Here is a 14234-nt window from a genome sequence, read left to right as displayed (position 1 = left end):
CCCTGAGCCGGCCAGTCCTGGACCTACTGACCAACTCAAGGGGAGCGACGTTCGATGGCGGACGAGGAAAAGCTTCGGGATTACCTCACCAGGGTGGTAGCCGAACTGCACCAGACACGTCAGCGGCTGCGTGACGTGGAGTCCGAGGAGCAGGAGCCCATCGCCATCATCGGGATGGGCTGCCGCTTCCCGGGGGGCGTCAGCTCCCCGGAGGACCTGTGGCAGCTCCTGTCCGCCGAGGGCGACGCCGTCTCCGGGTTCCCGGCCGACCGCGGCTGGGATCTGGAGCGGCTGTACGACCCGGACCCGGACCACCCGGGTACGACGTACGCGCGCGAGGGCGGCTTCCTCGACCGCGTCGCCGACTTCGACCCCGCCTTCTTCGGGATCTCCCCCCGCGAGGCCCTGGCCATGGACCCCCAGCAGCGCCTGCTGCTGGAAACGTCCTGGGAGGCGTTCGAACGGGCCGGCCTGGGACCCGCCGCACTGCGCGGCAGCCGCACCGGCGTCTTCGTCGGCGCGGCGGCGCAGGGCTACGGCATCGGCCTCGGCCGCTCCGGCGACGGCTCCGAGGGGCACGCCCTGACCGGCAGCGTCACCTCGGTCCTCTCCGGCCGCCTGTCCTACACCCTCGGCCTCGAAGGCCCGGCCGTCACGCTCGACACGGCCTGCTCCTCGTCCCTCGTCGCCCTGCACACCGCCTGCCAGGCGCTGCGCAACGACGACTGCTCGCTGGCCCTCGCCGGCGGCGTCACCGTCATGTCCAACCCCGGCGGGTTCCTGGAGTTCAGCCGCCAGCGGGCCCTCGCCCGCGACGGGCGCTGCAAGGCGTTCGCCGAGGCCGCCGACGGCATGGGCATGGCCGAGGGCGTCGGCCTGCTGGTCGTCGAGAAGCTCTCCGACGCCCGCCGCAACGGCCACCCCGTCCTCGCCGTCATCCGCGGCTCCGCCGTCAACCAGGACGGCGCCTCCAACGGCCTCACCGCCCCCAGCGGCCCCTCCCAGCAGCGGGTCATCCGCCAGGCCCTCGCCGACGCACGCCTGTCCTCCGACCAGATCGACGCGGTCGAGGCCCACGGCACCGGCACCGCGCTCGGCGACCCCATCGAGGCCCAGGCCCTCCTCGCCACCTACGGCCAGGGCCGCGACGCCGACGACCCGCTGTGGCTCGGCTCCGTGAAGTCCAACATCGGCCACACCCAGGCCGCCGCCGGCGTCGCAGGCGTCATCAAGATGGTCGAGGCGATGCGCCGCGGCGTGCTGCCCAAGACCCTGCACGTCGACGAGCCGTCGTCGCACGTCGACTGGACGGCCGGCCGCGTCGAACTGCTCACCGAGCGGCGCACCTGGCCCGCCCGCGAGGACCGGCCCCGCCGGGCCGGAGTCTCCTCGTTCGGCATCAGCGGCACCAACGCGCACGTCATCGTCGAAGAGGCCCGCGCCGAAGCCCGGCCCGAACCCGAGCCGTCCGCCCGCGGCGCCGTCGTGCCGTGGGTACTCTCCAGCCGCTCCGAAGCGGGGGTCCGCGCCCAGGCAGAACGCCTCGCCGGGTTCCTGCGCGTCCACCTCGGACTGGACCCCGCCGACGTGGGCGTCTCCCTGGCCACCACCCGGCACGCCTTCGAACACCGTGCCGTCCTCGTCGGCCGCGACCCGGCCGCCCTGCTGGAGGCCGTCGAGGCGCTCGCCCAGGGCGGCGGCACCCTCGGACAGCCGGTCGCCGGCCGCACCGCCTTCCTCTTCACCGGCCAGGGCGCCCAGCGCGCCGGCATGGGCCGGGAGCTGTACGGGGCCTTCCCCGTCTTCGCCGAGGCCCTCGACCAGGTCTGCGCCGCCGTGGACCCGCAGCTGGGGCGCTCCCTGCGGGAGGTCATGTTCGCCGAGGACTCCGCCGAACTCGACCGCACGGAGTTCACGCAGCCGGCGCTGTTCGCCCTCGAAGTGGCCCTGTTCCGGCTCGTCGAGAGCTGGGGCCTGAAGCCCGACCACCTGCTCGGCCACTCGGTCGGCGAGATCGCCGCCGCCCACGTGGCGGGCGTGTTCCCGCTGGAGGACGCGGCCCGTCTGGTCGTCGCACGGGGCAGGCTGATGCAGGCGCTGCCCGCGGGTGGCGCCATGGTGTCCGTACGGGCCTCCGAGGCGGAGGTCGCCGAGCTGGTCGCCGGGCACGAGGGCGTCAGCATCGCCGCCGTCAACGGGCCTTCCTCGGTCGTCATCTCGGGTGTGGCCGACGCCGTCACCGAGATCGCGGACGCCCTCGCCGGGCGCGGCGTGAAGACCAAGCGGCTGACGGTGAGCCACGCCTTCCACTCCCCGCTCATGGAGCCGATGCTCGACGCCTTCCGCGCCGTCGCCGAGTCCGTCGCCTTCGCCGCACCGGCCATCCCCCTCGTCTCGAACCTCACGGGCGAGCCGGCCGCCGCCGAGGAGCTGTGCTCCGCCGACTACTGGGTGCGCCACGTCCGCGAAGCCGTCCGCTTCGCCGACGGCGTCAACACCCTCCACGGCCAGGGCGTCACCCGCTTCGTCGAACTCGGCCCGGACGGCGTCCTGTCCGCGATGGCCGCCGACACCGCCCCCGACGCCGTGTACGCCCCCGTGCTGCGCAAGGGCCGCGACGAGGCCGAGTCGGCCGTCGCCGCCCTCGGCCGCGCCCATGTCCACGGCATCACCGTCGACTGGCCCGCCTTCTTCGCCGCCACCGGCGGCCGGCGCACCGAACTGCCCACCTACGCCTTCCAGCACGAGCGCTACTGGCCCACGGCCCCCGCCCCCGCCGCCGGCCCGGCCGCCCCGGCACCCGGTGACCCGGCCGACGCCGAGTTCTGGGCCGCCGTCGAGGAACAGGACCTGGAGGCGCTGTCACAGGCCGTCGCCGCGGAGGAGTCCGCGCGCCCCCTGCTCGACGCCGTGCTGCCCGTGCTCTCCACCTGGCGCAAGCGCCAGCGCGAGCGCTCCGTCGTGGACGGCTGGCGCTACGCCGTCGCCTGGAAGCCGCTCGTCGAGAAGACCACCGCCACACCGTCCGGCCAGTGGCTCGTCGTCGTCCCCGCCGGCCACGCGGACGACCCGGCCGTCACCGGATCCGTCACCGCCCTGGAGGAATCCGGCGCCACCGTGACGCGCCTGGAGATCCCCGCCGCCGGCACCGGCCGTACGGGCCTGACCGCCGCCCTGGGCGAAGCCGCCCCCGACGGGGACCGGTTCGCCGGCGTGCTCTCGTTCCTGGCCCTGGACGAGACCCTCCTGCCCGAGGGCGCCGGCGTGGTCCGCGCGGGCCTCGCGGCCACCCTCGCCCTCGTCCAGGCCCTCGGCGACGCCGGCATGACGGCACGGCTGTGGTGCGCCACCCGCGGCGCCGTCGCCACCGGCCGCTCCGACACGCTCACCAGCCCCGTACAGGCCCAGGTCTGGGGCCTGGGCAAGGTCGCCGCCCTCGAACACCCCGACCGCTGGGGCGGCCTCGTCGACCTGCCCGCCACCCTCGACCCGCGGGGCCGCGCCCGCCTGGCCGCGGTGCTCGCCGCCGCCGACGGGGAGGACCAGGCGGCCGTCCGCGCCGCCGGCACCTACGTACCCCGCCTCGTGCGCCCCGCGACCGGCACCGCGGCCGCCCCCGCCGCAGACGGCTGGACCCCGCGCGGCACCGTCCTGGTCACCGGCGGCACCGGCGCCCTCGGCGCCCGCATCGCCCGCCGCCTCGCCGACCGGGGCGCCGAACACCTCGTCCTGACCAGCCGGCGCGGACCCGACGCCCCCGAAGCCCGCGCCCTGCGCGAGGACCTCGAGGCCCGCGGCGCCACCGTCACCCTCACCGCCTGCGACGTCGCCGACCTCACCGCCCTGCGCGCCCTCGTCGCCTCCCTCGCCGACCGGGGCACCCCCGTGCGCTCCGTCGTGCACACCGCCGGCGTCGGGCAGCTCTTCCCGCTCACCGACACCGAGCCCCGCCACCTCGCCGAGATCCTGCACGCCAAGGTCCTCGGCGCCACCCACCTCGACACCGTCTTCTCCGGCCCCGACGACCTGGACGCCTTCGTCCTCTACTCCTCCATCAGCAGCATCTGGGGCAGCGGCGACCAGGGCGCGTACGCCGCGGCCAACGCCCACCTCGACGCCCTGGCCCGCAACCGCCGCGACCGGGGACTGCCCGCCACCTCCGTGGCCTGGGGCGCCTGGGGCGGCGGCGGCATGGCCGACGGCCACGCGGGGGAGCACCTGCGCCGCCGCGGCCTGCCCGCCATGGACCCGGAGCACGCCGTCACCGCCCTCGAGCGGGCCGTCGTCGGCGACGAGACCCTCACGGCCGTCGCCGACGTGGACTGGGAGCGGTTCGTCCCCGCCTTCACCTCCGCCCGCCCCCGCCCCTTCATCGGCGACCTCGCCGAGGTGCGCCTGGCACTCGCCGAGGAGAGCGCCGCCCCCGACGGCGCCGAGCACACCGCCCTCCTCAAGGGCCGGCTGACCGGCCTGTCCGCGGGCGAACGCGACCGCGTCCTGCTGGAACTGGTCCGTACCCAGGCCGCCGAGGTCCTCGGCCACGCCTCGGCCGAGGCCATGCCCGCCGGCCGGGCCTTCCGCGAACTGGGCTTCGACTCGCTGACCGCCGTCGAACTGCGCAACCGGCTCGGCGCCGCCACCGGCCTGCGCCTGCCCACCACCCTGGTCTTCGACTACCCCACCCCCCGGGTCCTCGCCGACTACCTGCGCGGCGAGCTCTTCGGCACCGGCGAGGACGTCGTCGCCGCGGCCGGCCTGGCCACCGCCGCCGACGACGACCCCATCGCCATCGTCGGCATGGGCTGCCGCTACCCCGGCGGCGTCAGCAGCCCCGAACAGCTGTGGGAACTCGTCGCCACCGGCACCGACGCCGTCGCCGAGTTCCCCGACGACCGGGGCTGGGACCTGGAACGGCTCTACCACCCCGACCCCGATCACCCCGGCACCTCCTACGCCAAGGAGGGCGGATTCCTCACCGGCGCCGGCGCGTTCGACGCCGCGTTCTTCGGGATCTCCCCGCGGGAGGCCCTCGCCATGGACCCCCAGCAGCGCCTGCTGCTGGAGACCGTCTGGGAGGCCGTCGAACGGGCCGGCATCGACCCCGAAACCCTGCGCGGCAGCGCCACCGGCGTCTTCGCCGGCACCAACGGCCAGGACTACCCGTCCCTGCTGATGGCGGCCCCGGAAGCCGCCGAGGGCTACCTCGGCACCGGCAACGCGGCCAGCGTCGTCTCCGGCCGCGTCTCCTACGCACTCGGCCTGGAGGGCCCGGCGATCACCGTCGACACGGCCTGCTCCTCCTCCCTCGTCGCCCTGCACCTCGCCGCGCAGGCGCTGCGCGGCGGCGAGTGCTCGCTCGCCGTCGTCGGCGGGGCCATGGTCATGGCCACCCCGTCCACCTTCGTCGACTTCTCCCGCCAGCGCGGCCTCGCCCTCGACGGCCGCTGCAAGTCCTTCGCGGGCGCCGCCGACGGCACCGGCTGGGCCGAAGGCGTCGGCGTGCTCCTCGTCGAACGCCTCTCCGACGCCCGCCGCAACGGCCACCAGGTCCTCGCCGTCGTCCGGGGCTCAGCCATCAACCAGGACGGCGCCTCCAACGGCCTCACCGCCCCCAACGGGCCCGCCCAGCAGCGCGTCATCCGCCAGGCCCTCGCCGCCGCCGGCCTCACCTCCGCCGAGGTCGACCTGGTCGAGGCGCACGGCACCGGCACCACCCTCGGCGACCCCATCGAGGCCCAGGCCCTCCTCGCCACCTACGGCCAGGAGCGCGACGCCGACGACCCGCTGTGGCTCGGCTCGCTCAAGTCGAACATCGGCCACGCCCAGGCCGCCGCCGGCGTCGGCGGCATCATCAAGACGGTCCTGGCCATGCGCCACGGCCTGATGCCGCGCACCCTCCACGTCGACGAGCCGACCCCGCACGTGGACTGGGCCTCCGGCGCCGTCCGCCTGCTCACCGAGGAACGGCAGTGGCCGGCCCGCGAGGACCGGCCGCGCCGCGCCGCCGTCTCCTCCTTCGGCGTCAGCGGCACCAACGCCCACGTCATCGTCGAGGAAGCCCCGCCCGCCGAACCCGCCGACACCGCCCCCCAGGAGACCGCGCCCCCCGCCGGCCCGCTGCCGGTGCTCGTCTCCGGCCGCGGCGGACCCGCGCTGCGCGCCCAGGCCGAGGCCCTGCGCGAGCTGCCCGACGGCCCGGACCTCCTCGACCTGGCCCACGCGCTGGCCACCACCCGCACCGCCTTCGACCACCGGGCCGTCGTCCTCGCCGACGACCGGACCGCGCTCGCCGAGGGCCTGGCCGCGCTCGCCGAGGGCCGCGAACTGCCGCACGTCCTCACCGCGACCGCCGACGCCGAGGGCCGCACCGCGTTCCTCTTCACCGGCCAGGGCGGCCAGCGCGCCGGCATGGGCCGGGAGCTGTACGGGGCCTTCCCCGTCTTCGCCGAGGCCCTCGACCAGGTCTGCGCGCACGTGGACCCGGAACTGGACCGCCCGCTGCGGGAGGTCATGTTCGCCGAGGACTCCGCCGCACTGGACCGTACGGAGTTCACGCAGCCGGCGCTGTTCGCCCTGGAAGTGGCCCTGTTCCGGCTGGTGGAGAGCTGGGGTCTGAAGGCCGACGCCCTGCTCGGGCATTCGGTCGGCGAGATCGCCGCCGCGCACGTGGCGGGGGTGTTCTCCCTGGAGGACGCGGCGCGTCTGGTCGTCGCGCGGGGCCGGCTGATGCAGGCGCTGCCCGCGGGTGGCGCCATGGTGTCCGTACGGGCCTCCGAGGCGGAGGTCGCCGAGCTGGTCGCCGGGCACGAGGGCGTCAGCATCGCCGCCGTCAACGGACCGGCCTCGGTGGTCGTCTCGGGTGTGGCCGACGCCGTCACCGAGATCGCGGACGCCCTCGCCGAGCGGGGTGTGAAGACCAAGCGGCTGACGGTGAGCCACGCCTTCCACTCCCCGCTCATGGAGCCGATGCTCGACGCCTTCCGCGCCGTCGTGGAATCCGTCGCCTTCTCGGCCCCCACCGTGGACGTGGTCTCGAACCTCACCGGTGAGACCGCCGCCGCCGAAGAGCTGTGCTCCGCCGACTACTGGGTACGCCACGTCCGCGAGGCCGTCCGCTTCGCCGACGGCGTACGCACCCTGCACGCCCAGGGCGTCACCCGCTTCGTCGAACTCGGCCCGGACGCCGTCCTCGCCGCCATGGGCGCCGAATGCGCCGACGCCGTCTTCGTCCCCGCGCAGCGCACGGGCCGCGACGCCCGCGAGGCGCTCCTCCGCGCCCTGGCCACCGCCCACGTCCACGGCGCCGGCCTCGACTGGACGGCCTTCTTCGCCGGGACCGGCGCGCGCCGCGTCGACCTGCCGACGTACGCTTTCCAGCACGAGCGCTACTGGCCCAGGAACCGCGGCGGCTGGACGGGCGACGTGAAGGGGCTCGGACTCGCACCGGCCGGCCACCCGCTGCTCGGCGCCGCCGTCGCGCTCGCCGACGGCGAGGGCGCCCTCCTCACCGGCCGCCTCTCCACCCGCACCCACCCCTGGCTCGCGGACCACGCCGTCGGCGGCACGGTCATCGTGCCCGGCACCGCCTGGGTGGAGATCGCCGTCCGCGCCGGCGACCAGCTCGGCTGCGGCCACCTCGAGGAACTGGCCCTGGAGACCCCGCTCACCCTGCCCGCGGGCAGCGCGGTCCACCTCCAGGTCGTCCTCGGCCCCGAGGAGGACGGCGGACGCCGCACCCTCACCGCGTACGCCCGCCCCGACACCTCCGGGTTCGAGGAGCCGTGGACCCGGCACGCCACCGGCGTGGTGGCCCCGGCCGCCCCCGCCGCCTCCTTCGACCTTGAGGCCTGGCCGCCGGCCGGCGCCGCCGAGGTACCCGTCGACGGCCTCTACGAACAGCTCGCCGACGCCGGCTTCGGCTACGGGCCCGCCTTCCGCGGCCTGCGCCGCGCCTGGCGCGGCGCCGACGCCGTCCACGCCGAGGTGGAGCTGCCCGAAGAGGCGGCCGCCGACGCCGGCAGGTTCGGCCTGCACCCGGCACTGCTCGACGCGGCGCTCCACGCCGTCGGACTCGGCGGCCTCGTCGAGGACTCCGGCCGCGGCCTGCTGCCCTTCCTCTGGTCGGGCGCCTCCCTGTACGCCACCGGCGCCACCGCGCTGCGCGTCGTACTGAAGGCGGCCGGACCCGACACCGTGTCCCTGCTGCTCGCCGACGGGTCCGGCCGGCCCGTGGCCGCCGTCGACTCCCTCGTCCTGAGGCCGGTCGACGTCGCCCGGCTGCGCCCGGCCGCCACCGGCGACGACGCGCTGCACCAGCTCGAATGGGCCCCGCTGCCCGTCACCGCCGACGCGGCCCAGGCCACCGGCGAGGCCCCCGCCGTCCACGCCGACCCGGCCGCGCTGCTCGCGCTGCTGCGCGCCGACGCCACGGCCCCGCTGCCCGCCACCGTGTTCGCCGCCGTCCACGGCGGCACCGCCGAGGACGTCGCCGGCGCGGTCCACGAGACGGCCCGCAAGGCGCTGGAACTGGTCCGGGAATGGCTCGCCGACGCACGCTGCGAGGACTCCCGGCTCGTCCTGCTGACCCGCGGCGCCGTCGCGACCCGCGCCGCCGAAGACGTACGCGACCTGCCGGCCGCAGCCGTCTGGGGCCTCCTGCGCACCGCCCAGTCCGAGAACCCGGGCCGGTTCGGCCTGGTCGACCTGGACGGCACGGACGCCGCCGGCGGCCTCCCGGCGGTCCCGGCCGCCGTGGCCGCCGCGCTGGCCGCCGGTGAACCGCAGATCGCCGTCCGCTCCGGGGCCCTGCTCGCCCCCAGGCTGGTGCGCCTCGGCGCCGCCGGCCACCTGCTCCACCCGCCGGCCGGCACCCCTGCCTGGACGCTCGACGTCGACGGCGCCGGCACCCTGGAGAACCTCGCCCTCGTCCCCTCCCCGGAGGCGCTGCGGGAGCTGGGTGCGGGTGAGGTGCGGGTCGCGGTGCGTGCCGCGGGCGTGAACTTCCGCGACGTGCTCATCGCACTGGGCATGTACCCGGGTGCGGCTTCGATGGGTATCGAGGGTGCGGGTGTGGTCCTGGAGGTGGGTCCGGGGGTTTCGGGCCTGGCTGTGGGTGACCGTGTGATGGGTGTGCTGGTCGGCGGGTTCGGGCCGGTGACGGTGACGGATGCGCGGATGCTGGCGCGGGTTCCGGAGGGCTGGTCGTTCGCTCGGGCGGCTTCGGTGCCGGTGGTGTTCCTGACGGCGTATTACGCGCTGGTGGAGCTGGCCGGTCTGTCCGAGGGTGAGTCGGTGCTGGTGCACGCGGCTGCCGGTGGTGTGGGTATGGCCGCGGTGCAGGTGGCCCGCCACCTGGGCGCGGAGGTGTTCGCGACGGCGAGTGAGGGCAAGTGGCCGGTGGTGCGGGGGACGGGTGTGGATGCGTCCCGGATCGCCTCGTCGCGGACTTTGGACTTCGAGGAGAGGTTCCTGGCGGCCACGGACGGTCGTGGTGTGGATGTGGTCCTGGATGCGCTGGCGGGTGAGTTCGTGGACGCGTCGCTGCGGCTGTTGCCGCGCGGCGGGCGGTTCGTGGAGATGGGCAAGGCCGATCTGCGCGATCCCGAGCAGGTCGCGGCCGGCCATCCGGGGGTGTCGTACCAGTCCTTCGACCTGATCGACGCCGGGCCGCAGCGCATTGGCGAACTCCTGGAAGAAGTTCTGGGTCTGTTCGCCGAAGGCGTCCTCGAACCGCTTCCGGTGACCTCGTGGGACGTTCGCCGGGCGGGGGAGGCCTTCCGCCACCTCAGCCAGGCACGCCACACCGGCAAGGTCGTCCTCACCCTCCCGGCCCCCCTGGAACAGGACGGCACCGTCCTCGTCACCGGCGGTACCGGAGAGCTCGGCGGCCTCGTCGCCCGGCACCTCGTCACCGCACACGGGGTCCGCCACCTCCTGCTGCTGTCCCGGCGCGGAGCCGACGCCCCCGGCGTCGCCGAACTCGTCGCGGGCCTGGAGGAAGCGGGCGCCCGGACGGTGACGGTGGCCGCCTGCGACGCCGCCGACCGGGAGGCCCTGGCGGCCGTCCTGGCCGCGGTACCGGCCGGACACCCCCTGACCGGTGTCGTCCACGCCGCCGGCGTCCTCGACGACGGCATCCTGTCGGCCCTGACCCCCGAACGGCTCGCCGCCGTGCTGCGGCCCAAGACCGACGCGGCCTGGAACCTCCACGAACTGACCCGCGACAGCGACCTGTCCGCGTTCGTCCTGTTCTCCTCCGTCGCCGGCGTCTTCGGCGCCCCCGGCCAGGGCAACTACGCCGCCGCCAACGCCTTCCTGGACGCTCTCGCCGCCCACCGCCAGGCCCACGGCCTGCCCGCCCAGTCCTTCGTCTGGGGACCGTGGGACACCAGCGGCGGCATGCTCGCCACCCTCGCCGACGACACCGCCGGGCGCATCGCCCGCTCCGGCGTCGCCCCGCTCGCCCCCGGCCGGGGCCTGGACCTGTTCGACGCGGGCCGCGCCGCCGGTGACGCCGCCGTCGTCCCCGTCGCCGTCGACACCGGCGCACTGCGCGCCCAGGCCGCGGCGGGCGGCGTGGCCCCCGTCTTCCGGAAGCTGGTGCGCACCCCCTCCCGGCGGGCCGTTACGGCCGCCCCGCAGGAGAGCGGATCCGCCTTCCGGCAGAGGCTCGCCGCACTGCCCGCCGCCGAACGCGACCGGGTCCTCGTGGCACTGGTCCTCGACCAGGTCGCGGCCGTCCTCGGCCACGCCACGGCCGAGAGCGTCCAGCCCGCCAAGGCGTTCAAGGAGACCGGCTTCGACTCCCTGACCGCCGTCGAACTGCGCAACCGGATGAACGCGGCCACCGGCCTGCGCCTGCCGGCCACGCTGATCTTCGACTACCCCACGCCGGCGGCGCTCGCCGACCACCTGCGCGCCGAACTCTTCGCCGACGAGGACACCCCCGAACCCGCCGAACAGGTCCGGGCGGCGGCCGCCGCCCCCGACGACGACCCCATCGCCGTCGTCGGCATGGCCTGCCGGCTGCCCGGCGGGATCTCCACCCCCGAACAGCTGTGGGAGCTGCTCGCCGAGGGCCGCGACGCGATCTCCGGACTCCCGGACGACCGCGGCTGGGACCTCGAACGGCTCTACGACCCCGACCCGGACGGCGTCGGCACCACGTACGCCAGGGAAGGCGGCTTCCTCACCGGGGCGGGCGAGTTCGACGCCCGGTTCTTCGGGATCTCCCCGCGCGAGGCCCTCGCCATGGACCCCCAGCAGCGCCTGCTGCTGGAGACCTCGTGGGAGGCCGTCGAACGCGCCGGCATCGACCCGGCCACGCTGCGCGGCAGCAGCACCGGCGTCTTCGTCGGCACCGCCTCCTCCTCGTACGGCTCCGGCATGCGCCTGCCCGAGGGCGTGGAGGGCCACCTCCTCACCGGCAGCGCCACCAGCGTCGTCTCCGGCCGCGTCTCCTACACCTTCGGCCTCGAAGGCCCCGCGGTCACCGTCGACACGGCCTGCTCCTCCGCGCTGGTCGCCCTGCACCTGGCGGTGCAGGCGATCCGGGGCGGGGAGTGCACCGCGGCCCTGGCCGGCGGTGTGACGGTCATGGCACAGCCCGGCATCTTCACCGAGTTCGCCCGCCAGCGCGGCCTGGCGCCCGACGGACGCTGCAAGGCCTTCGCGGCCGCCGCCGACGGCACCGGCTGGTCCGAGGGCGCGGGCATGCTCCTGGTGGAGCGCCTTTCGGACGCCCGCCGCAACGGCCACCCGGTCCTCGCCGTGATCCGCGGTTCCGCCGTCAACCAGGACGGCGCCTCCAACGGCCTGACCGCCCCCAACGGTCCGTCCCAGCAGCGCGTCATCCGTGCCGCGCTCGCAGGCGCCGGCCTGTCGGCCGCCGACGTCGACGCCGTCGAGGCGCACGGCACCGGCACCACCCTCGGCGACCCCATCGAGGCCCAGGCCCTCCTGGCCACCTACGGCCAGGGCAGGCCCGCCGACCGGCCGCTGCTCCTCGGCTCCGTCAAGTCGAACATCGGGCACATGCAGGCCGCGGCCGGCGTGGGCGGCGTCATCAAGACGGTCCTCGCCCTCCAGCACGGCGTGCTGCCCCGGACGCTGCACGTGGACGAGCCGTCCCCGATGGTGGACTGGTCCTCGGGCGCCGTGGAACTGCTGACCGAGGAACGGGAATGGCCGCAGACCGGCCGCCCGCGCCGGGCCGGCGTCTCCTCCTTCGGCGTCAGCGGCACCAATGCCCACGTCATCGTCGAACAGGCCCCCGAGGCCGCGGCCGAGGCCGAGGCCGCGCCGGACGGCTCCCCCAGGACGCTGCCCGCTGTTCCCTGGACGCTCTCCGGCCGGTCCCGCGCGGCCCTGCGCGGCCAGGCGGAACGGCTCGCCGCGCATATGGCGGAGCGGCCCGGACTCGACCCCGTCGACATCGGCTTCTCCCTCACGGCCGGCCGCACCGTCTTCGAGCACCGCGCGGTGGTCCTGGGCACCGACCCGGCCGAGGCGCTCGCCGCCCTGGCCGAGGGCCGCGAGGCCCCGGGCGTCGTCCGCGGCCACGCGGGCGCCGGCTCCTCCCGTCCCGTGTTCGTCTTCCCGGGCCAGGGTTCGCAGTGGGTCGGCATGGCCGTCGAACTCCTCGATTCCTCGCCGGTGTTCGCGGCGCGGATCGCGGAGTGCGAGGCGGCTCTGGCGCCGTATGTGGACTGGTCGCTGACGGACGTCCTGCGTTCGGACGACCCGCTGGAGCGGGTGGACGTGGTCCAGCCGGTCCTGTTCGCGGTGATGGTGGCGCTGGCCGAGGTCTGGAAGTCCTACGGCGTCGAGCCTGCCGCGGTCATCGGTCACTCCCAGGGCGAGATCGCCGCGGCCTGCGTGGCGGGCGCGCTCTCGCTGGAGGACGCGGCGAAGGTGGTGGCCCTGCGCAGTCAGGCGATCGATGCCATCGCCGGTCTGGGCGGCATGGTGTCCGTGAGTCTCTCAGCCGCCGACGCGGCGGAGCGGATCGCCGCGTCCTTCGGTGACCGGCTGGCGGTGGCGGCCGTGAACGGTCCGTCTTCGACGGTGGTTTCCGGTGACGCGGACGCCTGCGCCGAGCTGGTCACCGTCCTCGAAGCGGAGGGGGTCCGGGCCCGCCGGGTCGCGGTGGAGTACGCCTCCCACTGCTCCCACGTGGAGAAGCTGGAGGCCGAACTGGCCGACCTGCTGAGCGGGCTGAACCCCCGCCAGGCGGCGGTCCCCATGTACTCCACCCTGACGGGCGAGCTGCTGGACGGCACGGAGCTGGACGGCGGCTACTGGTACCGCAACCTGCGCAACCCCGTCCTGTTCGAGCAGGCCGTCAAGGCGGCCCTGGCCGACGGGCACCGGCTGTTCGTCGAGTCGAGCCCGCACCCGGTCCTCGCCGTCGGCCTCGCCGAGATGGACGCGACCGCGCTCGGCACCCTGCGCCGCGACGAAGGCGACCTGCGCCGCCTGTACACCTCCCTCGCCGAGGCCTGGGTGAGCGGCGTCGGCGTCGACTGGACGGCCGTCTTCGACGGCACCGGCGCCCAGCGCACCGACCTGCCCACCTACGCCTTCCAGCACCGCCGCTACTGGCTCGACGAACCCCTCGCGGCCCCGGCCCGGACGGCACGACAAGAGCCGCCCGAGTCGAATACGAACGCGATGGAGGAGAGTGAACCCGGGGACGGTTCCGCGCTTCGCGCCGAACTCGCCGCACTCACCGGGACCGAGCAGACCCTGCGCCTGCTGGACCTGGTCCGCCGTACGGCGGCGGCGGTCCTGGGACACGAGTCGGTGGAGGAGGTCGAGGAGCACCAGCCGTTCCGGGAGATCGGGTTCCAGTCACTGACCGCGGTGGAGCTGCGCAACCGGCTCGGCGCCGCCACCGGTCTGAGGCTGCCCGTATCGGTCGCCTTCGACCACCCCACCCCCGCCGACCTGGCCGCGCACCTGCGGGCCCAGCTCGTCGAGGACGGCCTCGCGGCCCCCGTGTCCGCGCTCGCCGAACTCGACCGGCTGGAGGCCGCGCTCGCCGGCCTGACCGGGGACAAGCGCGCCCGCGCGCAACTCAGGGCCAGGATGCAGGGCCTCCTGTCCGCCCTGGACGACGAACCGGAGCCCACGACGGTGGCGGCGGGTGTCGCCGAGCAGCTCCAGGCCGCCTCGGCGGCCGAGGTCCTCGCCTTCATCGACAACGAGCTCGGAACTTCCTGATGGACCTGATG

Annotated in this window: 1 protein-coding gene; it reads left to right on the top strand. The window is 75.5% G+C overall.

Translation table 11 applies throughout. The annotated features are described in order from the left end of the window. Window positions 1-54 precede the first annotated feature (54 nt). A complete protein-coding gene (locus BX286_RS35740) occupies window positions 55-14223 on the top strand; it encodes a type I polyketide synthase (RefSeq protein ID WP_121017941.1) in 14169 nt (4722 codons plus the stop codon). Window positions 14224-14234: the final 11 nt, after the last annotated feature.

This window comes from Streptomyces sp. 3211.6 (genome assembly GCF_003634815.1).
GTDB lineage: Bacteria > Actinomycetota > Actinomycetes > Streptomycetales > Streptomycetaceae > Streptomyces > Streptomyces katrae_A.
This window is presented reverse-complemented; position numbering and strand designations above follow the sequence as displayed.